Raw genomic sequence first — 22,406 nt, 5'->3', positions numbered from 1 at the left:
GCCCGACCGATCTCCTCAGACGGCGGCTGAACGCACGAGTGCCGCGACCTCGTCGGGATGGGGGAAGACGTTGTTGTGCGAGCCCACGAGGACGTGCGCCCGGCCGCCGGCACCGGCCCTCGCCGCCAGCTCGCCGAGCCATTCGGGAGGAGCGAACGAGTCCGCCTCGCCCGCCGTCGTCGTCAGTGGGACGCGCAGGTTCTCCACCCGCTGCTCGGGTCGGTGCCGGAGACCGGACAGGACCATGCGGACCACGTCGGTGCGGACCCGGGCGAGGTTCTTCAGGACGACCAGCTCGGTCGGCGGGTCCTTGCGCCAGGCGGTCAACCCCGCCGGGACGAGGTGGCGCAGGTGCCGCTGGGCAGGGGTGAACGTCGGCCCCGCCATGACCAGGGCGCCCACCCGACCCGTGTGCTGAACCCCCAGCACGACTTCGAGCGCGACCTGCGCGCCGGTCGAGTGACCGAGCACGACCACCGGCCCACCGTCGGTGAGGGAGCCGCCGGTGAGTGAGGCGCCGGTGGCCGAGACGCCGACCAGCTCGGTGAGCCACTGCTGCCCGGCGGTCGACAGACCCGGGATGGTCGGGCGCACGCGTCGGCGGCGTCCGCGGAACGCGAGCGCGTCGAACACCACGACCTGCGCGCCACCTCCCGCCAGGGTGCGGGCCAGGGGCGTGAGGTAGCGCGGCAGGCCCAGGCCGGGGAAGACCACCACGGTCGCCGTCGCCGCCCGCTCCGCCGGGGAGAACCACAGCGACCGCACCGGTCCGGCCTCGAGCTCGTGCCAGCGCACGCCCTCGACGACACCGGGCACCGCCCCAGCTGCAGCCACCTGCCCACCCCCTCTCGCCTCACCCTCGCACAGGGTCGGCGGTGCAGACTGTGCGGGTGAGCAATCTCGAGACGGCCCCCGAGGAAACCGCGTGCACGGACGGCCCTCCGGTCGGCGAGGTCGAGGTCCTCGAACCTCGCGACGTTCCTCTCGGCGGCCCCCGGGCGATGACGGTCAGGCGCACCCTGCCCCAGCGGCAGCGGTCGCTCATCGGCGCGTGGTGCTTCGCCGACCACTACGGGCCCGACGACGTCGCGGCGTCCGGCGGCATGGACGTGCCCCCGCACCCGCACACCGGGCTGCAGACGGTCAGCTGGCTCTTCGCCGGCGAGGTCGAGCACCGCGACAGCCTCGGCACCCACGCGGTGATCCGCCCGGGCGAGCTCAACCTCATGACCGGTGGGCACGGCATCGCCCACTCGGAGGTCTCCACGCCCGGGACGACGGTCCTGCACGGGGCCCAGCTGTGGGTGGCGCTGCCAGACGCAGATCGCCACGCCCCCAAGGACTTCCAGCACTTCGCCCCGACTCCCGTCCGGCTCGACGGCGCGACGATCTCGGTCTTCCTCGGCAGCCTCGCCGGCCAGACCTCACCGGTCGTGACCTTCACGCCGCTGCTCGGCGCCGAGGTGGTGCTCGACGCGGGGGCGACGGTCGAGCTCGGGCTCGACGCGGCATACGAGCACGGGGTGCTGGCCGACACGGAGGGGTTCACGGTCGACGGCACCGACCTGGCGCGCAGCGCCCTGGCCTACCTGCCCACGGGAGGCGCCCGCCTGACCCTCACCAACCGCAGTGACGAACCGGCCCGGGCCCTGCTGCTCGGCGGCCCACCGTTCGACGAGGACATCCTCATGTGGTGGAACTTCGTGGGGCGCACCCACGAGGAGATCGTCGAGGCGAGGGAGGAGTGGATGGCGCACTCCGATCGGTTCGGCGAGGTGGAGGGGTATGCCGGCGACGTCCAGCACCTGCCCGCCCCCGCGTTACCCGCGGTGCGGATCCGCCCGCGCCACAACGCTTCCCGCGCCCACCGGGACTCGTGAAGCGGACGACGGCGATCCGGCTCGACGAGACCGCCGGGATCCTGCTGACGGTCGGCCTGTTGGCCCTGCTCGTCTTCGCGGGCTATGCGTTCGTCCCCCGCACCAAGGCCCTGTCGCCCGACTGGTCCGCACCGGCCACGGACGGCGACGTCGTGGCCGGGCGGGCCCTCGTCAGTGGCGGCAACGCGGCCCTCGACCTGCGCACCGGGAAGTCGGTCCGGCTGGGCTCGGTGGTGGGCGGCGACGCCGCCTACGCCGACGGTCGCCTCGTCGTGGTCAAGGGTGAGCGCGTGGACTCGGTGCGGCTGGACGGCTCGGCCCGCTGGACCTGGCGGGCCACGACCGGCCACGTCGTCACCCCGCTCGCCGCCTCCGGGGGCAGCACCCTGGTCGCCGACTGCCCGGACGCGCAGCGCCGGACCTGCCGCCTCGTCGGGATCGACGGTGCGGGGAAGCAGGACTGGGAGCAGGCCGGGGCCGAGCGCCCCGCCGCCCCGGCCCGGGGATCCCTGCCACGGGTGCACGCGCAGCGGGTCGAGGGGGGCGGGGTGCTGCTGACCGACCCGGGGAGCGGACGGACCTCGTTGCAGCCCGGCTCCACCTTCGTGGCGGTCCCCGACGGGCCCGTCGTCGTCCCCGTGGTGCAGGACGCGCAGTGCGTCGTCTCCCTGTATGCCGAGCTCGACCCACTGTGGACCCGTGTCCTCGGACCCTGTCCCGGAGGACGGCTCCCCGAGGTCGCCGTGCGTGGCGAGGGCGTCGTCCTCACGTGGCCCGGACGGACCGAACGCCTCTCGACGGCCACCGGTTCGAGCCTGCCGCCGCCGGCCCCGTCCACCGTCCCCGGAGCGCTCGCCGCCGCGGGGACGGTGATGGCGACCCGCCGGGTCTACTCCCCCCGCGACCGGGTCATCCTGCCCTGGCAGGATCGCAACGGGCTCGAGCTGCGCGATGCGGCCTCGGGGGACGTGCGGGCCCGGCTGGTGACCGACGAACCGGTCGCCCTCCTGCTGCTCGAACCCCGGGCTGTCGTCGTCCGCGAGGGCGACCGCATCGTCCGCTACGACGTCGACGACTGACCGGTCCGGAGCCACCCATCGGTCACACTGGTGCCATGAACACCGCACCCGGCGACCGCACCGCCACCCGTCGACCGTTCGTCGTCCCCTTCCTGCTCGGCCTGTGCAGCCTGCTGCTGGTCCGCGGCGGGCTGGAGAAGTTCGTCCCCGGCGTGAACGAGTGGGTCGTCTTCGTCGCGGGCCTCGCCGTCGGGTGGGGCGTCTTCACCCTGGCCGAACGCGTCATCGTCCGGCGCGCCGCAGCGAAGCAGGAGGGCCTCAAGTGACGGCCTCCCCCACCGGTGCGGTCCTCGTCACCGGCTGTTCGTCGGGGATCGGCGCGGCAACGGCGGACCTCCTCGTCAAGGCCGGGCACACCGTCTACGCGACGGCCCGCCGCACCGACACCCTCGCCGGGCTCGAGGCCGCGGGCGCGCGCGTCCTGCCCCTCGACGTCACGTCCGAGGACTCCATGTCGGAGGCCGTCCGCACCGTCGAGGCCGAGCACGGCCGGGTCGGCGTGCTCGTCAACAACGCGGGTTACGGCGAGTACGGCACCATCGAGGAGACCGACCTCGACCGGGTGCGGATGATGTTCGAGACCAACGTCTTCGGCCTCTCCCGCCTGACCCAGCTGGTCCTCCCGGCGATGCGCGAGGCGCGCGCCGGACGCATCGTCAACATCGGCTCGATGGGTGGCAGGTTCACCTGGCCGGTGGGCGGCTACTACCACGCGACCAAGTACGCGGTGGAGGCCATCACCGACGCCCTGCGCAACGAGGTCCGCCCCTTCGGCATCCACGTCAGCCTCGTCGAACCGGGCCTGATCCGGACCAGGTTCGAGGAGACGGCCCTCACCTCCGACGCCGCCACGGTGGACGACGACTCCCCGTATGCCGCGCTGCTCACCGCGAGCGCGAGGGCCACCGCGAGCGGGTACGCCAACCCGAGGCTGGCCACGGGGCCTGAGTCGGTGGCCCGGGCCGTGCTCAAGGCGGTCGAGTCGAGCAGCCCCCGGTCGCGGTACGTCATCACGCCCGCCGCACGCGCCATGATCGCCGCCCGCACGCTCGGTGGGGACCGCGTCTGGGACGGCATCGTCCGGCAGCAGTTCAAGGGATAGCGAGCACGAACCGGGGCCGGACGGCCTTCACGCCTAGACTTCCGGCGTGCAGTTCCTCAACGGTCTCCAGCCCCAGTTCGACCTGACGTACGACGACGTCTTCATGGTCCCGAGCCGCTCGGACGTCACGAGCCGGCTCGACGTGGACCTGTCGACCGCCGACGGCAGTGGAACGACGATCCCCCTCGTCGTCGCCAACATGACCGCGATCGCCGGCCGCCGCATGGCCGAGACCGTCGCGCGCCGTGGCGGGATCACGGTCATCCCGCAGGACATCCCCGTCGACGTCGTGACCGAGGTGACCTCGTGGATCAAGTCCCGGCACCTCGTCCACGACACCCCGATCACCCTGTCCGCCCACGAGACCGCGGGGGCCGCGCTGGGGCTGCTGCCCAAGCGGGCGCACGGCGCCGCGGTCGTCGTCGACGAGTCCGGCAAGCGCCCGATCGGTGTCGTCACCGAGGCCGACCTCACCGGGGTCGACCGGTTCACCCAGGTGGGCGAGGTCATGACGGCCCACCCCGTTCTCGTCACCGACGGCACCGACCCGGAGGAGGCCTTCAACCTGCTGGCGACGACGCACCACCACGTGGCGCCCGTCGTCGACGCCGCGGGCAACCTCGTCGGCATCATCACCCGCGCGGGCGCCCTCCGCGCCCGCCTCTACTCCCCCAACACCGACGCCCGTGGCCGCCTGCGCATCGCCGCCGCGGTCGGCATCAACGGTGACGTCGCGGCCAAGGCCACCGCCCTGCTCGACGCCGGGGTCGACCTGCTCGTCATGGACACCGCGCACGGCCACCAGGAGAAGATGCTCGACGCCCTCAGGGCCGTCCGCGCGCTCGACCCGCAAGTGCCCGTCGCGGCCGGCAACGTCGTGTCGGCGGCCGGGGCACGCGACCTCATCGAGGCCGGTGCCGACATCGTCAAGGTCGGCGTCGGACCCGGCGCCATGTGCACCACCCGCATGATGACCGCGGTCGGCCGGCCGCAGTTCTCCGCCGTCCTCGAGTGCGCCGCCGAGGCCCGCAACCACGGCAAGCACGTCTGGGCCGACGGCGGGGTGCGCCATCCGCGCGACGTCGCCCTCGCCCTGGCTGCCGGCGCCTCCAACGTCATGATCGGCTCGTGGTTCGCCGGGACGCTGGAGAGCCCCGGCGACCTCTACACCGACGAGCGCGGCCGCCGCTACAAGGAGTCCTTCGGCATGGCCTCGAGCCGCGCGGTCCGCAACCGGACCGCGACGGACACGGCATACGAGCGGGCTCGCAAGGCCCTCTTCGAGGAGGGCATCTCCTCCGCACGGATGTTCATCGACCCGGCCCGCCCCAGCGTGGAGGACGTCATCGACCAGATCGTGGCCGGGGTGCGTTCGAGCTTCACGTATGCCGGTGCGCGCACCGTCGAGGAGTACGCCGAGCGTGCGGTCGTGGGGCTGCAGAGCACCGCGGGGTTCGCCGAGGGCCGACCGCTGCACACGTCCTGGTGAGCAAGGGATCCACCCGTGGTTGCCACAGTCACCCCGCTCTCGGCCCCTGTCGCGCCCGACGAGGCGCTTCGACGCATCGCGTTCCTGCTGGAGCGGGAGCGGGCGGGGTCGTACCGTGTCGAAGCGTTCCGCAAGGCCGTCGTCACGGTCCGTGAGACCCCCTCGGACGAGCTCGCCGAGCGGGCGGCGGCCGGCACCCTGCAGGACCTGTCCGGCATCGGGAAGTCCACTGCCGGGGTGATCGCCGAAGCGGTCGCCGGCGAGCTGCCGGCCTACCTGGACACGTTGCAGGACAAGGCGAAGCCCCTCGTGAGCGGCGGCGAGGACCTGTTCGCGGCCCTGCGCGGCGACTGCCACTCGCACTCCAGCTGGTCCGACGGTGGCAGCCCCATCGAGGAGATGGTGCTCACGGCCGTCGAGCTCGGCCACGAGTGGCTCGTCCTCACCGACCACTCGCCGCAGCTTCGCGTCGCGAACGGCCTGACCGTCGAGCGCCTGACCAAGCAGCTCAAGGTCGTCGAGGCCGTGAACGCCTCACTGGGCGACGGGTTCAGGCTGCTCAAGGGCATCGAGGTGGACATCCTCGACGACGGCGGGCTGGACCAGACCGAGGCCATGCTGGCGCAGCTCGACCTCGTCACCGCGAGCGTCCACTCCAAGCTGAAGATGAACGCCGCACCCATGACGAAGCGGATGGTCGCCGCCGTCTCCAACCGCCGCGTCAACGTCCTCGGCCACTGCACCGGCCGCCTGGTCGAGGGCAGCCGCGGAACCCGTCCGCAGTCGGACTTCGACGCCCGCGCCGTCTTCGAGGCCTGTGCCGAGCACGGGACCGCGGTCGAGATCAACAGCCGCCCGGAACGCCAGGACCCGCCTGACGACCTGCTCCTGATGGCCATGGAGATCGGGTGCCTGTTCGCCGTCGACTCCGACGCGCACGCCCCCGGCCAGCTCGAGATGAAGGCCTACGGCTGCGAGCGGGCCGACCGTCTGGGTGTGCCCGCCGACCGCATCGTCACGACGTGGGACGTGGACCGGCTGCTGGCCTGGACCCGGGGCGACGCGTGAGCGCCCCGCGCATCACCGTGGACGACGCGGCCGGCATCGCCCCGTTCGAGCAGGTCCGCGAGCAGTTCGCCGACCTCATCGCCTCCGGCGCCCTCGCCGAGGGCGACAAGCTCCCGACGGTGCGCGGCCTGGCCGCGGACCTGCAGCTGGCACCGGGCACGGTGGCCCGCGCCTACAAGGAGCTGGAGGCGCAGGGCCTGGTGGTCTCGCGCAGCCGCGCCGGCACCGTCGTCGCCCCCAGCGCGCAGGCCGCCGAGGTCGCGCTGCGCCACCTCGCCGACGCCCTCGCCGAGCGCGCCGTCCAGGCCGGGGCGGACGACGCGGCCGTGCTCGCGATCGTGCGATCGGCCCTCTCCGAGGCTCGCCGCTGACCCCGTTTTGGAGTTCACGGCATTCAACCCCTATGCTTTCCGAGTCCTCGACGGATCCGAGCTGCTGCTCGCTAGCGGCGAGGGACCGTTCGTTCGGTCCCCATCGTCTAGCGGCCCAGGACCCCGCCCTTTCACGGCGGTAGCACGGGTTCGAATCCCGTTGGGGATACGCACCACAGCACCACCAAGGCCCCGTAGCGCAGTTGGTTAGCGCGCCGCCCTGTCACGGCGGAGGTCGCCGGTTCGAGCCCGGTCGGGGTCGCTCGAGAAAACAAGAAGGCCCACACGAGAGTGTGGGCCTTCTTGCGTCTCCGGCTGGTCAGCTGCTGACCTCGATGATGACCTTGCCGCGGACGTGGCCGCCCGCGCTGGTCGTGAACGCGTCCGCCGTCTGGGCCAGCGGGAACACGTCGGCCACCGGGACGGTGAGCTTCCCCGCATCGGCGAGGTCGGCCAGGGCCGCGAGGTCGTCGGAGTTCGGGCGCACCCAGAGGTAGAGACCGCCCTCCTCGAGCACCTCGGCCTCGACGACGGACCCGTGACGACCACCGTCGGCGAGGACCGCCTTGGTCGTGTCGAGCACGCCACCCACGAAGTCGGCCACCACGTCGACGCCGTCGGGCGCCAGCGCACGCACCCGCTCGGCCAGCCCGTCGCCATACGTCACGGGCTCGGCACCCAGGCCGCGCAGGAACTCGTGGTTCTTCTCGGAGGCCGTGCCGATCACGCGCGCCCCGAGGGACGTCGCGATCTGGACGGCGAGGATGCCCACGCCCCCGGCCGCGGCGTGCACGAGGACCGTGTCGCCCGCCTTCGTGCCGAGCCGCGTGAGCAGCTGGTATGCCGTGAGGCCGGCGAGCGGGAGGCCGGCGGCCTGGTGCCAGTCGAGGGCCTTGGGCTTCTTCGCGACCGTGCGCGCGGGAGCCGTGACGAGCTCGGCGTACGTGCCACCGTGGACCCAGTCCTTGCGGGCGTAGGCGATGACCTCGTCGCCGACCTCGAACTCAGGGGTGTCGAAGCCGACCTTCTCGACGACACCGGAGACGTCCCAGCCGGGGATGGCGGGGAGCTCAACGTTCATCATCGGGTCGAGGTAGCCGGCCACGATCTTCCAGTCGACGGGGTTGACCGACGCGCTGCGCACGCGGATCAGGACCTCCCCCGGGCCGACCTTCGGGTCAGGGACGTCGGACAGGGTGAGGACGCTGGGGTCGCCGTACTCGGCGTAGGTGATGGCCTTCATGCCTGCGACAACGGCGACGGCCCCGGGGGCTATTCCGGGCGGCGCTCGTCCGCGCTCGCCCGGTCGAGCCCCTCGGGAAGGCCCTCCTCCCGCCGTCGGGCCACGTGGGTCACCCCCGTCGGGGTGGCGACCTCGTCCGCCCTGACTGGAGTCGGCGACGCCGTTGTGGCCGCCGCCGGGCCACTGCGCCCGCCGAAGCCCTTCATGAGCATCCCGATGAAGCTCGGCTTCCCCTGCGACTTGCTGTAGACGTCGAAGGCCACCGCGCCCAGCAGGACCAGGCCCTTGATGATCTGGACGAAGTTCGAGTCGACGCTCATGTTGGCGAGACCGAGGTTGAGCACGCCCATGACCAGTCCGCCGATCATCGACCCCGTGACGGTGCCGACACCGCCGGCGACCGCCGCGCCACCGACGAACACGGCGGCGATGGCATCGAGCTCGAAGTTGACCCCGTCCTTGGGGTTGGCGGCGTTGAGGTAGGCGGTGAAGACCATGCCGGCGATCGCCGCGAGGACACCCATGTTCACCATGACGAAGAGGTCGACCCGTCGGGTGTCGACGCCCGAGAGGCGGGCGGCGTTCGCGTTGCCGCCCACGGAGTAGATGTGGCGGCCGAGGACGGTCCGCTGCGTGACGAAGGTGTAGAAGATGATGAGTGCGCCGAGGATCAGGCCCACCACGGGGACGCCCTTGTACGACGCCAGGAGCAGGCCGAAGGTCATGAGCAGGCCGCACACCACGACGAGCTTGACGATGGTGAGCGCCATGCGGGGGACGACCATCCCGTAGGTGCGCAGGTCGGCCCGCTTCTTGAGCTCCAGCCAGACGATCACGGCGACCGCGAGCAACGTGAGGACCAGCGTGGGGTTGTGGTACCCCGTCACCGGCCCCATCTCGGGCAGGTAGCCGTTGGCGATCTTCTGGAACGACTCGGGGACGGGGATGCTCTCGGCGTTGAGGATCATCAGGTCCAAGCCGCGGAAGAGCAGCATGCCTGCCAGCGTGACGATGAAGGCGGGGATCCCGACGTAGGCGACCCAGAAGCCCTGCCACACCCCGACGAGGATGCCCAGCGCCAGGCCGAGCAGGATCGCGGCCGGCCACGGCAGGTCGAACCGCTGCATCGACAGGGCGACGGTCGCGCCCACGAACGCCGAGACGGACCCGACCGACAGGTCGATGTGCCCGGCGATGATCACCATGACCATCCCGATGGCCAGGATGAGGATGTAGCCGTTCTGGACGAGCAGGGAGGTGACGTTGCGCGGCTGCAGGAACAGTCCGTCGGTGAAGATCTGGAACATCACCACGAGCAGCAGGAGCGCGATCATCATCCCGTACTGGCGGATGTTGCCGCTCATCGTGCGACGGATCTCGACCGCCAGCGAGGTGGTGGGAGCCGCTCGCTCCTCCGTCCGCGGGGGTGCGGTGTGGGTGGCCATGGCTCAATCTGCCTTTCGCTGGGTCATGAAACGCATGAGGACTTCCTGGTCTGCCTCGGCCCGGGGGACGTCGGCGGTGATGACGCCCGCGGAGAGGGTGTAGATGCGGTCGCAGAGGCCGAGCAGCTCGGGCAGCTCGGAGGAGATCACGAGCACGCCACGCCCGCTGTCGGCGAGCTGGTTGATGATCTCGTAGATCTCGTACTTGGCCCCGACGTCGATGCCGCGGGTGGGCTCGTCGAGGATGAGGACGTCGGGTTCGGTGAACATCCACTTGCCGAGGACGACCTTCTGCTGGTTGCCACCCGACAGCTTGCCGACGCCCGCCTCCACCGACGGCGTCTTGATGTTCATGCTGGTGCGGTAGCGGTTGGCTGCCACCACCTCGGCGTGCTCGTCGACCCGTCCCCTGCGCCGGATCTTCTTGAGCCCGGCAGAGGTGATCGACACCTTGACGCTGTCCAGCAGGTTGAGGCCCAGGCTCTTGCGGTCCTCGGTGACGTAGGCGAGGCCTGCGTCGATCGCCTGCTGCACCGTGTTGGCCTTGACCGGCTTGCCTTCCTTGAGCAGCTCGCCGGTGACCTTGCGACCGTACGACTGCCCGAACACGCTGCGCGCCAGCTCGGTGCGGCCCGCGCCCATCAGGCCTGCGAGCCCCACGATCTCGCCGCGGCGCACGGTCATCGAGGCGCCCTTGACGACGAGGCGGGACGAGTCGTCCGGGTGGGCGACCGTCCAGTCGCGGATCTCCAGCAGGGTCTCCCCCACGGTGGACTCGTGCGGCGGGAAGCGGTGGTCGAGGTCGCGGCCGACCATCCCGCGGATGATGCGGTCCTCGTTGACCTCGCCACGTCGCACGTCGAGGGTCTCGATGGTGCGCCCGTCGCGGATGATCGTGATCGAGTCGGCGATCTCCTCGATCTCGTTCAGCTTGTGGGAGATCATGATCGAGGTGATGCCCTTGGCCTTCAGCCCGAGGAGCAGGTCCAGCAGGTGCCGGGAGTCGGTGTCGTTCAGCGCGGCGGTCGGCTCGTCGAGGATGAGCAGCTTCACGTCCTTGGCCAGGGCCTTGGCGATCTCGACGAGCTGCTGCTTGCCGATGCCGATGCTCCGGATCGGGGTGGCGGGGTCCTCCTGCAGGCCCACCCGCGCGAGGAGCTCCAGGGCTCGTTGTCGCGCGGCGTTCCAGCTGATGACCCCGGCCCGGCTCTGCTCGTTGCCGAGGAACAGGTTCTCCACGATCGAGAGCTCGGGCACGAGCGCGAGCTCCTGGTGGATGATGACGATCCCCGCGGCCTCGCTCTCGCGGATGCCCTTGAACTCGCAGGGGCTCCCCTCGAACTCGATGTCGCCCAGGTAGGTGCCGTGCGGGTAGACCCCGGACAGGACCTTCATCAGGGTCGACTTCCCGGCGCCGTTCTCGCCGCAGATCGCGTGGATCTCGCCGCGCTGGACGTCCAGGCTGACGTCCGAGAGTGCCTTGACTCCCGGGAACTCCTTGGTGATGGACCGCATCGACAGGATGGGGTTGGTCATCGGCATGCCTCGTCGCATCGTCGGGTGGGACCGCGCGGTCCCGGGAGAGGTGCTGGGCGGAACCCGGTGGCAGTGGCTGCATGGTGCCGCTGCCACCGGGTGGCCCGGGGAGTGCCGGTGGCAGCGGCGGAGACGTGCCGCCGCCACCGGGCCTCAGTGGTGACCGGCTACTTGAGCTGGTCCTCGGTGTAGTACTTCGCGTCCAGCAGGACCTTCGAGACGTTGTCCTTGTTGACCGAGACCGGCTCGAGCAGCTGGGTCGGCACGGTCTTGACACCGTTGTTGTACGAGGACGTGTCGTTGACGGTCACGGTCTTCTTGTCGGCGATCTCCTGGATCATCTTCACCGTGGCCTGCGCCAGGTCACGGGTGTTCTTGAAGACGGTGGAGTACTGCTCGCCCGCGAGGATCGACTTGACCGACTCGAGCTCGGCGTCCTGCCCGGTGACGACCGGCAGGGTCTTTCCACCGCTGCCGTAGCCGCTGCCCTTGAGCGCCGCGATGATGCCGCGGGAGAGGCCGTCGTACGGGGACAGCACCCCGTTGACGTCCTTGTTGGAGTAGGACTTGGTCAGCAGGTTCTCCATGCGCTTCTTGGCGACCGCGGCGTCCCAGCGCAGGGTGGCCACCGTCTTGAACGCGGTCTCGCCCGAGGCGATCTTGATCTCGCCGGCGTCGATCTTCGGCTGCAGGACCTGCATCGCGCCGTTGAAGAAGAAGGTCGCGTTGTTGTCGTCCGGCGAACCGGCGAAGACCTCGACGTTCCACGGCTTCGGCGCGTCGCTGGCCGCGAGCCCCTCGAGGAGGGACTCGGCCTGCAGCTTGCCGACCTTGAGGTTGTCGAACGTCGTGTAGTAGTCCACGGCGTCGGTGTCACGAAGCAGCCGGTCGTAGGCGATCACGGGGATGCCGGCGTCCTTGGCCTCCTTGAGGGCGCCCTTGAGAGCCGTGCCGTCGATCGAGGCGACGACCAGGACCTGGTTCTGCTTGGTCACCATGTCGTTGACCTGGGTGACCTGAGTCGGGATGTCGTCGTTGGCGTACTGGAGGTTGACCTTGTAGCCGGCCGCCTCGAGCTGGGACTTGATGTAGTCGCCGTCCTTGATCCAGCGCTCGGACGTCTTGGTCGGCATGGCGACCCCGATCGTCCCCTTCCCGGTCGAGCCGCTCTTGGCGGCACCCCCGGTGTCGGTCTGGCGACCGCACGCACTCAGGCCGAAGGCCAGGGCCCCGGCCGCTACGACCGCAACGATTCTGCGCACCACTGTGTGCTCCATTCTTGTGCAGGCCAACCTGCCCTTGTGCCGGTTGATCCAGATGTTGTGCGTATTCAGTTGTCCTGCAACGGCTTCCGATCAGGCGAGCCCTTGGGCGAGCCGGTGGTAGGCGTTGTTCCACCGCAGCTCGCGACCGAAGCCGCGCACGGTGGTGTCAGCGTCGATGTGGGCGAGCTCCACGCCCGCCATCTCGCTGAAGTCCTCGAGGTGCTCCCGGTCCAGCGCGGTCGACAGGACCGTGTGGTGGGGGCCGCCGGCCATGAGCCACGACGTGGTGGAGGTGCGCAGGTCCGGCTGCGGGCGCCACACGGCTCGCGCCACCGGCAGCCGGGGAAGGTCCTCGGGGGGCGTCACGACCTCGATGTCGTTGGCCACCAACCGGAACCGGTCTCCCATGTCGGCCATGCCCACGGTGAAGCCGGAGCCCGGGGCAGCGGTGAAGACCAGGCGTACCGGGTCCTCACGCCCACCGATGCCGAGCGGGTGGATCTCCACCGTCGGGCGGGCTGCCGCGATCGAGGGGCAGACCTCGAGCATGTGCGCGCCCAGGATGAGCTCCGCGCCCAGGGCGAGGTGGTAGGTGTAGTCCTCCATGAAGGACGTGCCGCCAGGCAGGCCGCGGCCCATGACCTTGAGCCCGTGCAGCAGGACCGAGGTCTTCCAGTCGCCCTCGCCGCCGAAGCCGTAGCCGTCGGCCATGAGGCGTTGGACCGCGATGCCGGGGAGCTGGCGCAGGCCCCCGAGGTCCTCGAAGTTCGTCGTGAACGCCCCGTAGCCACCCTCGACGAGGAACTGTCGCATGCCCAGCTCGATCCGCGCGGCATACCGCAGCGAGTCGTGCCGCTCGCCGCCCGCGCGCAGGGGCGCGGCCACGTCGTACTCGTCGGCGTAGGTGGCGACGAGCGCGTCGATGTCGGCATCGCCGATGGCGTCGACCACGGTGACGAGGTCGTTGACGCCATAGGTGTTCACTGAGACGCCGAACCGGCGCTCCGCCTCGACCTTGTCACCGTCCGTCACCGCGACGTTGCGCATGTTGTCGCCGAAGCGCACCAGCCGCAACGACCGCACCGCCGCGAGACCGCAGGCCGCCCGGCTCCACGCGGCCACCCCTGCCAGGACGGCCGGGTCGCTGACGTGGCCGGCGACGGTCTTGCGGGTGACCCCGAGCCGGGACTGGACGTACCCGAACTCCCGGTCGCCGTGCGCGGCCTGGTTGAGGTTCATGAAGTCCATGTCGATGCTGGCCCAGGGCAGGTCGCGGTTGACCTGGGTGTGCAGGTGCAGCAACGGCTTCTGGAGCCGCTCGAGTCCGGAGATCCACATCTTGGCGGGCGAGAAGGTGTGCATCCAGGCGATGACCCCGACGCAGCTGTCGTCGCTGTTGGCCTCGAGCATCACCCGCCGGATGGCGTCGGCGTCGGTGAGGACCGGCTTGGCCACGACCTCGGCGATGATGCCGTCGTGACCCGCGAGCGCGTCCGAGATCGTCGCCGACTGGGCGGCCACCTGGGCCAGGACGTCGTCCCCGTAGAGGCCCTGGCTCCCGGTGAGGAACCAGACGTGTGCAGGGGTCGCGGTCATGGTGTGGTGTCCTTCTGTCCGTAGACGTTCTGGTAGCGGTCGTAGAGCTGGGTGACGTCGGCCTGGTCCAGGGGCCAGGTCCGCCCCAGCTGCTGGGCGACGTGAACGGTGCGGGCCACGTCCTCGAGCATCACGGCCGCCTTCACCGCCGCGCGGGCGGAGGCGCCGATGGTGAAGGGGCCGTGGCCACCCATGAGGACGGCCGGCGACCGGTGCCCTCGCAGGGTCGAGACGATGCCGCGCCCGATGGAGTCGTCGCCGATGAGGGCGAACGGACCGACGGGGACGTCGCCGCCGAACTCGTCGGCCATCATCGTCAGGACGCAGGGAATGGGCTCGCGTCGGGCGCACCACGCCGTCGCGTAGGTCGAGTGCGTGTGGACCACGCCGCCCACCTCCGGCATCTCCCGGTACACGTAGGCGTGGGCCGCGGTATCGGAGGAGGGCGAGCCGTCACCCTGGACCACCCGGCCCTCGAGGTCGCAGACGACCATGGCCTCGGGGGTCAGCTCGTCGTAGGAGATGCCGGACGGCTTGATCACGAGAAGGTCGGCGCCCGGGACGCGCGCCGAGACGTTGCCCGCGGTCCACACCACGAGCTGGTTGCGCGTGAGCTCGGCGTGCAGCTCGGCCACCTCGGCCCGCAACCGGTCGACCGTCGCGCGGACGGTGCCGGGGATGGTCGTCATGCCCCCACCGCCCGCCGCTGGAGGGCCCGCAACCGGCGCATCACGTCGGTCCCGCCCCGCCCGAAGTGGTCGTGCAGGGCGCGGTACTCCGCGTACAGCTCGTCGTACGCGGCGGCGTTGGCCGCGATCGGCTCGTATGCCGCGACGCGGCGCCCGCCCATGGCCTGGGCGGCCTTGTGGATGTCGGGGTAGGCCCCGGCAGCCACCGCAGCGTGGATCGCGGCACCCAGGGCGGGGCCCTGCGTGGAGGAGATGACCGACAACGGCATACCGAGGACGTCGGCGTAGATCTGCATGAGGAGCTCGTTGCGCATCAACCCGCCCGCGACGATGAACTCGGTCACGGGGACGCCCGAGTGGGCGAACGTCTCGACGATGGTGCGCGCGCCGAACGCGGTGGACTCGAGGAGCGCCCGATAGTTGTCCTCCGGCCGGGTCGCCAGCGTCTGGCCGACGACCAGTCCCGAGAGCTCGTGGTCGACCAGCACCGAACGGTTGCCGCTGTGCCAGTCGAGGGCCACGAGACCGTGCCCACCGATCGGCTGGCGGGCCGCGAGCTCGGTCAGGTGCTCGTGGACCGAGAGGCCGCGCTCGGCGGCTGCGGCGTGGTACTCCGGCGGCACACCGTTGCCGACGAACCAGCCGAAGATGTCACCGACCCCGGACTGCCCCGCCTCGTAGCCCCAGAGGCCGGGGACGATCCCGCCCTCGACCACGCCACACATCCCGGGGACCTCGCGCAGGACCGCTGCGCTCATGACGTGGCAGGTCGAGGTGCCCATGATGGCCACCATCTGTCCGGTGTCGACCGCCTGGGCGGCCGGGGCGGTCACGTGGGCGTCGATGTTGCCGACCGCGACGGCGATCCCCTCCGGCAGCCCGGTCCAGCGCGCCGCCTCCGCGGTCAGCGAGCCCGCGGCCTCGCCGAGCTGCCCGATCCGGTGGGCCAGCTTGTCCTCGACGAAGGAGGCGAACTCCGGGTTGAGGGCGGTCAGGAACTCGCGCGACGGGTACTCCCCGTCCTGGTAGATGCCCTTGTACCCGGCGGTGCAGGCGTTGCGGACGTAGGTACCGCACAGCTGCCACACGATCCAGTCCGCGGCCTCGACGAAGTGGGCCATCGCGGCATACACCTCGGGGGCCTCCTCGAGGATCTGCAGACCCTTGGCGAACTCCCACTCCGAGGAGATCAGGCCGCCGTAGCGCGGCAGCCATCGCTCGCCGCGCTCCTTGGCGAGGACGTTGATGCGGTCGGCCTGCGCCTGGGCCGCGTGGTGGCGCCAGAGCTTGACGTAGGCGTGCTTCTCGGACGCCCCGGAGGCGGTCTCGCACAGCGGCGTCCCGTCCGAGGTGACGGGGAGCATCGTGCAGGCGGTGAAGTCGGTGGCGATGCCCACGACGCTGCCCGGGTCGATCCCGGCCGCTGCGAGCGCCTCGGGGACCGCGGTGCGCAGGACGTGCACGTAGTCGGTGGGCACCTGCAGCGCCCACTCCGGGGGGAGCTGCTCGCCGCTGCCGGGCAGGACCTCCGAGACGACCCCGTGGGGGTAGGTCGCGACGGCGGTCCCGAGCTCGGCGCCGTCGCTGACCCGGACGACCAGGGCCCGACCGGACAGGGTGCCGAAGTCGACACCGACCACATGGGTCTCCCGGGCTTCCGGCTGGGCCATCGTGAACTCCTCGTCGAGTCGGTGTTAGCGCTAACGCTGTGCAGAAGTTAGCGCTAACACCGCCCTGCATGTCAAGGGTTTCGCTCGAACTTCCCGTCGAGCGAGGTGGACGAACACCTCGGGGGCGACGGCTCGGACGCCGCTCGGACCCTTCGGCAGAGGGCTCAGGCGCGGGCGCGTCGGGCGGTCGAACCCCGCACCACGAGCTTCGGCGGGACGAGGACCGCGCCGTCGCCCGGCTCGCCGTTGATGGCGCCGAGCAGCTCCCGCAGCGCCGCCCTCCCGAGGGCGACGAAGTTCTGGTGGACCGTGGTGAGCGGCGGGAAGAGGTACTCCGCCTCGGGCAGGTCGTCGAAGCCCACGACACTCACGTCCTCGGGCACCCTGCGCCCGGCCTCGGCCATGGCCCGCAGGACCCCGATGGCCATCTGGTCGTTGGCCACGAAGACCGCGCTGACGTCCCGGTCGGCGGCCAGCCCGACACCGTGCCGGTAACCGCTCGAGGCGGTCCAGTCCCCCGTGAGCACCGGCCCCGGCGTCAGCCCAGCGGAGGCGAGCGCCGAACGCCAGCCCTCGAGGCGGCACTCCGCCTGGTACCAGTTGGCCGGCCCGCCGATGTGGGCGATGTGGCGGTGCCCGAGGTCGATGAGGTGCTGGGTCGCCAGCCGCGCACCCTGCGCGTGGTCGACCCCCACGCTGAGCCCGGCCCGAGCCGGGTCGGAGTCCAGCACCACCAGGGGCAGCGGCACCTGGGCCCCGGGGCCGAGGTCCAGCCCGGCGTCGTCCGGGGCGATCATCACCAGCGCCTCCACGGACTCGCCGATGAGGTGCTCGATCGCGTCCTGGGTCGCCCGGTTGCTCGCCTCGGGACTCGTCTCGGACACCGACACGAGGACCAGGCTGTAGCCCTCGGCGCGGGCCGCCGCCTCGAGGCCCACCACGGTGCTGGAGGGCCCGAAGTAGCCGAGCCCGGCGACGACGACCCCGATCGTCCCGGACCGCCTGGTGGCCAGGGCCCGTGCGGCACTGTTGCGCCGGTACCCCAGCTCGTGGATCGCCTCGAGGACGCGGTCACGGGTGGCGGGAGCGACGCTCGGCGACCCGTTGACCACCCGCGAGACCGTCTGGTGGGAGACGCCGGCGACCTCGGCCACGTCCTGGAGGCTCGGGCGACGACGCGGTACCGGCTTCGTCATGGCGCTCCTCGGGGACCGGTCGGGGGACTGGGGGTGGACACGGGCGGGGTCGGTGCCGTTGCCTCGCGGCAGACTCTAGGACCTGCGGAGCCCGCGTCGGCATAACGCCTGCACCGAGGGGCGGTATGGCGCTCCGCGAGCCCCAGCCGGCGCCCGAGAGGGCGTCACCACCACCGTTGGCGATGGGATATGATCGACGCGCCGCGACAGGCCTACCCCGGAGATCAACCGGAGCAGACCGGTCGCGAACGCATGTTGTGCGTGCTTCACGGCCAGGTAGCTCAGTTGGTACGAGCGTCCGACTGAAAATCGGAAGGTCGGCGGTTCGACCCCGCCCCTGGCCACCACGAGGAACCGCCGTCACCCGTGAGGTGGCGGCGGTTTCGTCCTGTCCGAGCCAGTTCGCACGCCCTGCGGGGCTGTGCGTCCTGCTCGCGACGCGCCCGCAACACGGCGGTTGCTGGGCAAAACCAGCACGAATAACTGCCGTTTCGCCCAGCAACTGCCGTTTTGCCGTGTCGTCCGGGACCGGCAGGTCGGCTGGGAAGTCGGCCCAGCGGTCCGGCGGCGGTCCGGCGGAGGTCAGGCGTCGGTGGGTTGGAGCTCGGCGCGCAGCGCGACCAGGTCGTCGCGCAGGCTGGCCGGTGCCGGAGCCTCGGAGCGCAGGGCGTCCTCGAGGGCGTGCTCGATCTGGCGGGCCAGGCGGGAGGCCTCGTCGTACCCGAACGTTCCGGCGGCCCCGGCCACCGAGTGGGCCACCGCACGGCCGGCGTCGACGACCTCGCGCGGGGCGCCGTCCGCGAGCGCAGGCTCGATCTGGTCGGTGCGGGCGAGGTTCGTGGCTCGGGCGCGCTCACGCATCTTGGCCCACATCAGGGCCTCGTCGCTCACGCGGTCCACCCGAGCATGGTGCTGAGCTGGGCCGGCAGCGTCATCGGGTCGAACGGCTTGGCCAGCACCCCGACGACCGGGAGCCCCGACTTCTGGGCGTCCTCGGCGGCCTGGGCCTTGGCGGTCAGCAGCACGACCGGGATGTGGCTGATGGCGGGGTCCTGCGACATCAGCACCGCAGCGGTCGACCCGTCCATGCCCGGCATCATGACGTCCATGACCACGGCGTCGGGCAGCTCGCGGGCGCAGCGGTCCAGCGCCTCCTGACCACCCGTGGCGGTGGTGACCTCCCAGCCTCCGACCATCGACAGGCTCATCTCGGCCACCTCGAGGATCAGCTCGTCGTCGTCGACCACCAGGACCCGCCGCGGGCCACCTGACGGCAGCGCGGGGGTCATGCGGGGAGAGGGACTGATCCCCCGGGTCGGCACATCATGCGGACATAGTGCATCAACCCGAGGTCCCTCGGGGCAACTGCACGCAACATCCTGTCCACACAGCCGATCGACGTCTCCGTCCTACGGGCTGACAAGGAGACCCGACTCAGACCAAAGGGTGCACATCGGACAGTTCGGCTCCTACCATCGAACTCGTTGGTCGCCCGTCACGGATGACATGGCCACGCATCGAGGGAGCGACATGGTGGTAGGGGAGGGACCCTTCACGCAGTGGTCCGAGCGCCCCGTCCTCCAACCCGAGGACCGGGCCCTGGCCCACCGCCTCGGCGTGGCCGTCTACGTCGCCGAACCGGGTGCCGCAGGGCGCTGGTTGCACGCCAGCCCGGCAGTGACCGCCATGATCGGGCTCACCCCCGAGGCCCTCGTCGCCGACCCCGACCTCTGGCTGCGCCACCTGCACCCCGACGACCGCGAGCGGGTGCTCGACCGCGAGTCCCGACTCCAGGTCGACGGCCGCGTCCGCTCCGAGTACCGCATGATCCGTCCCGACGGCCAGATCGTCTGGCTCGTCGACGACGCCGCCATGGCGCGGACGGCGGAGGGCCGGATCGTCCAGGACGGCTTCCTCGTCGACATCACCGACCAGAAGCGGTCAGGGTTCATGCTCGCCGCCCAGGCCGAGCTGGTCGAGGCGCTGGCCGGCCCGACCTCGTTGCCGGAGGTGCTCGCGGGGCTGGCCCGCAAGGTCATGGGTATGGCGTCCGCCCACCGCTGCGTGATCACGGTCAAGGACCTGCCGCAGGTGGTCCACCCCCCGGTCACCGCGACGTTCGTGGGCGCCACCCACTCCTCCCCCATCAAGGGGCAGGACGGCAGCGAGATGGGCTGCGTCACGCTCCACTACATGCCGGGCACGCCGCCTCCCGAGGGCGACCTCGACCTCCCCGAGTGGGCGGCGCAGCTCGCGGCGCTCGCCGTGACCCGGGCCGGGGAACGCGAACGCGCAGCCACGTCGCGCGCCCTGCTGGCCGCGACCCTCGAGTCCACCGTCGACGGGATCCTCGTCGTCGACCGTGACGGCCACATCGTCGGTCACAACGAGCGGTTCGCGTCCATGTGGCGCATCGACCGGGAGGTGATGAACTCCGGCGACGACGGCAAGGTGATGGGCTCGGTGCTCGAGCAGCTCGTCGACCCCGACGGGTTCGTGGCGCAGGTGCGCGACCTGTACGACCACCCGGAGCAGACCAGCTTCGACGAGCTGAGGTTCCTCGACGGCCGGATCTACGAGCGCTACTCCCAACCGCAGCGGGTCGACGGCACGACCATGGGGCGGGTGTGGAGCTTCCGCGACGTCTCGGACGAGCGACGCCTGCAGGACGACCTGCGGCACAGCGAGGCCAACCTCGACATGCTCGTCACCCAGGTCCGCGACTACGCCATCCTCAACCTCGACCCGCACGGGCACGTCATCACCTGGACCGAGGGCGCCCTGCGCATCCACGGCTTCACCGAGGACCAGATCCTCGGGCGCTCCCACGCCGCCTTCTACCCCCAAGAGGACCTGCAGGCCGGCCGTCCCTGGCAGCTGCTCGAGCAGGCCCGCTCGGAGGGCCGCGCGACGGACGAGGGATGGCGCGTGCGCCAGGACGGCTCCCGGTTCTGGGCCAGCGTCGTGCTCACCGCCCTGCGCGACGAGTCGGGCGAGCTGCGCGGCTTCGGCAAGGTCACCCAGGACATCACCGAGCGGCGCAACGCCGAGCTGGCTCTCGCCCGCCAGGCCCGGACGCTCGAGCTGCTCGGGTCGGTGGCCACCGCGTCCAACACCGCGTCCGGCGTCGAGGAGGCCCTGCACGCGACGCTCGAGGCGTTCTGCGACTACGGCGGCTGGCAGCTCGCACACGCCTACCTCGCCGACCACGACACCGGCATCCTCCAGCACTCCGAGTGGTACTCCCAGGACTCGGGGTGCTGCTCCGAGTTCCGCGCCCGCACCGAGATGCTGCCGGTCAGCGAGCTGGGGCTCCCCCGCACCGTCTTCGAGCAGGCCAAGCCCCAGTGGATCGACCGGCTCGACGAGCGCGCCCAGCGGGGCCGCGCCGTCCAGGGCACGGCTGCGGGCCTGGTCTCGGGGTGCGCCTTCCCGCTGATGATCCGCGAGGAGCCGGTCGGCGTCCTGGAGTTCTTCAGCACCGAGATCCGCGAGCTCGACAGCGCGACGATCCAGATCATGCGTCACCTCGGCACGCAGCTGGGACGCGTCGTGGAGCGCGCCCGGGCCGAGCACCACCTCGGTCGCCACGCCCTCGAGCTGCGCCGGCTCTCCAAGCGGCTGGAGACCGTCCTCAACTCCGCCGGCGAAGGCATCTACGGCGTCGACGACACCGACCACGTCACCTTCATCAACGAGGCCGGGGCCGCCCTGGTGGGCCGACGCCGCGAGGAGATCATCGGCCGACCGGTGCAGGTCGTGCTGCGGGCCGAGGTGGACACCACCCCCCGGCGGCTCCCGGCCGGGAGCCAGCCCGACGCCATACCGGGCTCGCAGGGGTCGGCCACTGCGGGGTCGGCCACTCAGGGGCAGGACGGCTCCGCCGCGCCGGTGGCGACGCGCGTCCTCGGGCGGCACACCCGGGCCGACGGGTCCGCGTTCGACTCCGAGTGGATCTCCGCCCCCATCGTCGCCGAGGGGGTCGAGAGCGGTGCGGTCGTCGTGTTCCGCGACGTGAGCGAGCAGCGCGCGGTCGAGCGGATGAAGGACCAGTTCCTCGCGGTGGTGAGCCACGAGCTGCGGACGCCGCTCACGTCGATCCGGGGTGCGCTCGGCCTGCTCGGTGGCGGCGCGGCCGGCGAGCTCCCGGCAGCCGCAGGGCGGATGGTGGACCTCGCGACCGTGAGCACCAACCGGTTGATCCGGCTGGTCACCGACATCCTCGACATCGAGCGCCTCGCGGCCGGCCAGATGGCGCTGTACCCGCAGGCCTGCGACACCAGCGCGCTCGTCGCGGCCAGCCTGCAGGACACTGCGGCGTTCGTGGCCGAGCGGCGGGTGCGGATCGACGCGGAGGGGTCGCCCGCCCGGGTCATGGCCGACCCGGACCGCGCCATCCAGGTGCTCACCAACCTCATCACCAACGCGGTGAAGTTCTCCGACCCCGGCTCGGTCGTCCAGGTGACCACGCGCGAGATCGGGCGGCAGGTCTGCTTCGAGGTCCGCGACCACGGTCCCGGGCTGCCCCCCGACCAGTTCGAGGTGATCTTCGAGCCGTTCCGGCAGGCCGACGCGTCCGACACACGGCGCCACGGAGGCACCGGCCTCGGTCTGGCGATCTGCCGGGGGCTCGTCGAGCAGCACGGCGGACGCATCTGGGGCACCAACCACCCCCAGGGCGGGGCACAGTTCTCGTTCACACTCCCCCTGGCACCAACCGAAGAGATGATTTCCAGCGTTTAGCGACGCTTGGCCCCTGTTGATGCATGAAGATCGG

General features: G+C 71.3%; 19 protein-coding genes and 3 tRNA genes. 11 read left to right on the top strand and 11 right to left on the bottom strand.

What is annotated here, in order from left to right:
• Positions 1-15: 15 nt before the first annotated feature.
• Complete coding sequence (locus ACYVKF_RS11270; RefSeq protein ID WP_056916328.1) at positions 16-834, bottom strand: alpha/beta fold hydrolase; 819 nt, start codon at positions 832-834, stop codon at positions 16-18.
• A gap of 56 nt (positions 835-890) precedes the next feature.
• Here ACYVKF_RS11270 and ACYVKF_RS11265 point away from each other — a divergent pair, with 56 nt between their 5' ends.
• The 9 genes from ACYVKF_RS11265 (at position 891) to ACYVKF_RS11225 (ending at position 7,251) form a co-directional block, all read left to right on the top strand.
• Positions 891-1,880, top strand: coding sequence for a pirin family protein (locus ACYVKF_RS11265; RefSeq protein ID WP_460966470.1), 990 nt, complete (start codon positions 891-893; stop codon positions 1,878-1,880).
• Positions 1,877-2,959: a hypothetical protein gene (locus tag ACYVKF_RS11260; RefSeq protein ID WP_460966469.1), complete on the top strand. Its 1,083-nt coding sequence runs from the start codon at positions 1,877-1,879 to the stop codon at positions 2,957-2,959. Before ACYVKF_RS11265 ends, ACYVKF_RS11260 begins: the two co-directional genes overlap by 4 nt.
• A gap of 35 nt (positions 2,960-2,994) precedes the next feature.
• Positions 2,995-3,225 (top strand): hypothetical protein, encoded by a 231-nt coding sequence (locus ACYVKF_RS11255; protein WP_056916325.1) that lies wholly within the window; start codon positions 2,995-2,997, stop codon positions 3,223-3,225.
• A complete protein-coding gene (locus tag ACYVKF_RS11250; RefSeq protein ID WP_056919323.1) occupies positions 3,222-4,061 on the top strand; it encodes an oxidoreductase in 840 nt (279 codons plus the stop codon). Before ACYVKF_RS11255 ends, ACYVKF_RS11250 begins: the two co-directional genes overlap by 4 nt.
• A 46-nt stretch (positions 4,062-4,107) precedes the next feature.
• Positions 4,108-5,550, top strand: coding sequence for a GuaB1 family IMP dehydrogenase-related protein (locus tag ACYVKF_RS11245; protein WP_460966468.1), 1,443 nt, complete (start codon positions 4,108-4,110; stop codon positions 5,548-5,550).
• Between the two features lie 15 nt (positions 5,551-5,565).
• Positions 5,566-6,618 carry a PHP domain-containing protein gene (locus ACYVKF_RS11240; protein ID WP_460966467.1) on the top strand — a complete coding sequence of 351 codons (1,053 nt, stop codon included), beginning with the start codon at positions 5,566-5,568 and terminating at the stop codon, positions 6,616-6,618.
• A complete protein-coding gene (locus ACYVKF_RS11235) occupies positions 6,615-6,989 on the top strand; it encodes a GntR family transcriptional regulator (protein ID WP_056916321.1) in 375 nt (124 codons plus the stop codon). Before ACYVKF_RS11240 ends, ACYVKF_RS11235 begins: the two co-directional genes overlap by 4 nt.
• Positions 6,990-7,085: 96 nt before the next feature.
• Positions 7,086-7,158, top strand: a tRNA-Glu gene (locus ACYVKF_RS11230).
• A gap of 19 nt (positions 7,159-7,177) precedes the next feature.
• Positions 7,178-7,251, top strand: a tRNA-Asp gene (locus tag ACYVKF_RS11225).
• Between the two features lie 57 nt (positions 7,252-7,308).
• Here ACYVKF_RS11225 and ACYVKF_RS11220 read toward each other — a convergent pair.
• The 8 genes from ACYVKF_RS11220 to ACYVKF_RS11185 form a co-directional block, all read right to left on the bottom strand.
• Positions 7,309-8,232: an NADP-dependent oxidoreductase gene (locus ACYVKF_RS11220; RefSeq protein ID WP_460966466.1), complete on the bottom strand. Its 924-nt coding sequence runs from the start codon at positions 8,230-8,232 to the stop codon at positions 7,309-7,311.
• Positions 8,233-8,261: 29 nt separating this feature from the next.
• Positions 8,262-9,596, bottom strand: a complete 1,335-nt coding sequence (gene mmsB, locus ACYVKF_RS11215) for a multiple monosaccharide ABC transporter permease (RefSeq protein WP_460966930.1) — start codon at positions 9,594-9,596, stop codon at positions 8,262-8,264.
• An 84-nt stretch (positions 9,597-9,680) separates the two neighbouring features.
• Positions 9,681-11,213: a multiple monosaccharide ABC transporter ATP-binding protein gene (gene mmsA / locus ACYVKF_RS11210; RefSeq protein ID WP_082553252.1), complete on the bottom strand. Its 1,533-nt coding sequence runs from the start codon at positions 11,211-11,213 to the stop codon at positions 9,681-9,683.
• A 167-nt stretch (positions 11,214-11,380) separates the two neighbouring features.
• Complete coding sequence (gene chvE, locus ACYVKF_RS11205; protein ID WP_460966465.1) at positions 11,381-12,475, bottom strand: multiple monosaccharide ABC transporter substrate-binding protein; 1,095 nt, start codon at positions 12,473-12,475, stop codon at positions 11,381-11,383.
• A gap of 93 nt (positions 12,476-12,568) precedes the next feature.
• Positions 12,569-14,074, bottom strand: coding sequence for an L-arabinose isomerase (gene araA / locus ACYVKF_RS11200; RefSeq protein ID WP_460966464.1), 1,506 nt, complete (start codon positions 14,072-14,074; stop codon positions 12,569-12,571).
• Positions 14,071-14,763, bottom strand: coding sequence for an L-ribulose-5-phosphate 4-epimerase (locus tag ACYVKF_RS11195; RefSeq protein ID WP_460966463.1), 693 nt, complete (start codon positions 14,761-14,763; stop codon positions 14,071-14,073). The genes araA and ACYVKF_RS11195 overlap by 4 nt, the downstream gene beginning before the upstream one ends.
• Complete coding sequence (araB, locus tag ACYVKF_RS11190; RefSeq protein WP_056916315.1) at positions 14,760-16,433, bottom strand: ribulokinase; 1,674 nt, start codon at positions 16,431-16,433, stop codon at positions 14,760-14,762. The genes ACYVKF_RS11195 and araB overlap by 4 nt, the downstream gene beginning before the upstream one ends.
• Before the next feature lie 164 nt (positions 16,434-16,597).
• Positions 16,598-17,629: a LacI family DNA-binding transcriptional regulator gene (locus tag ACYVKF_RS11185; RefSeq protein ID WP_460966462.1), complete on the bottom strand. Its 1,032-nt coding sequence runs from the start codon at positions 17,627-17,629 to the stop codon at positions 16,598-16,600.
• A 270-nt stretch (positions 17,630-17,899) separates the two neighbouring features.
• Between ACYVKF_RS11185 and ACYVKF_RS11180 the strand changes: the two genes are divergently transcribed.
• A tRNA-Phe gene (locus tag ACYVKF_RS11180) sits at positions 17,900-17,976 on the top strand.
• Positions 17,977-18,211: 235 nt separating this feature from the next.
• On the opposite strand, the gene ACYVKF_RS11175 is transcribed toward ACYVKF_RS11180, so the two are convergent.
• On the bottom strand, positions 18,212-18,529 hold the full coding sequence (locus ACYVKF_RS11175) for an Hpt domain-containing protein (protein WP_056916313.1): 318 nt from the start codon (positions 18,527-18,529) through the stop codon (positions 18,212-18,214).
• Positions 18,517-18,918 carry a response regulator gene (locus tag ACYVKF_RS11170; RefSeq protein WP_056916312.1) on the bottom strand — a complete coding sequence of 134 codons (402 nt, stop codon included), beginning with the start codon at positions 18,916-18,918 and terminating at the stop codon, positions 18,517-18,519. Before ACYVKF_RS11170 ends, ACYVKF_RS11175 begins: the two co-directional genes overlap by 13 nt.
• Positions 18,919-19,159: 241 nt before the next feature.
• Here ACYVKF_RS11170 and ACYVKF_RS11165 point away from each other — a divergent pair, with 241 nt between their 5' ends.
• Positions 19,160-22,372: a PAS domain S-box protein gene (locus ACYVKF_RS11165; protein WP_460966461.1), complete on the top strand. Its 3,213-nt coding sequence runs from the start codon at positions 19,160-19,162 to the stop codon at positions 22,370-22,372.
• Positions 22,373-22,406: the final 34 nt, after the last annotated feature.

This window comes from Pedococcus soli (genome assembly GCF_054782575.1).
This window is presented reverse-complemented; position numbering and strand designations above follow the sequence as displayed.

Excerpts from the sequence above, each read along its gene's own strand:
- araA (WP_460966464.1), bottom strand. The coding sequence starts at position 14,074 with ATGACCGCGACCCCTGCACACGTCTGGTTCCTCACCGGGAGCCAGGGC.
- ACYVKF_RS11195 (WP_460966463.1), bottom strand. The coding sequence starts at position 14,763 with ATGACGACCATCCCCGGCACCGTCCGCGCGACGGTCGACCGGTTGCGG.
- ACYVKF_RS11165 (WP_460966461.1), top strand. The coding sequence starts at position 19,160 with ATGGTGGTAGGGGAGGGACCCTTCACGCAGTGGTCCGAGCGCCCCGTC.
- ACYVKF_RS11185 (WP_460966462.1), bottom strand. The coding sequence starts at position 17,629 with ATGACGAAGCCGGTACCGCGTCGTCGCCCGAGCCTCCAGGACGTGGCC.
- mmsB (WP_460966930.1), bottom strand. The coding sequence starts at position 9,596 with ATGAGCGGCAACATCCGCCAGTACGGGATGATGATCGCGCTCCTGCTG.
- ACYVKF_RS11255 (WP_056916325.1), top strand. The coding sequence starts at position 2,995 with ATGAACACCGCACCCGGCGACCGCACCGCCACCCGTCGACCGTTCGTC.
- araB (WP_056916315.1), bottom strand. The coding sequence starts at position 16,433 with ATGGCCCAGCCGGAAGCCCGGGAGACCCATGTGGTCGGTGTCGACTTC.
- ACYVKF_RS11220 (WP_460966466.1), bottom strand. The coding sequence starts at position 8,232 with ATGAAGGCCATCACCTACGCCGAGTACGGCGACCCCAGCGTCCTCACC.
- mmsA (WP_082553252.1), bottom strand. The coding sequence starts at position 11,213 with ATGACCAACCCCATCCTGTCGATGCGGTCCATCACCAAGGAGTTCCCG.
- ACYVKF_RS11170 (WP_056916312.1), bottom strand. The coding sequence starts at position 18,918 with ATGACCCCCGCGCTGCCGTCAGGTGGCCCGCGGCGGGTCCTGGTGGTC.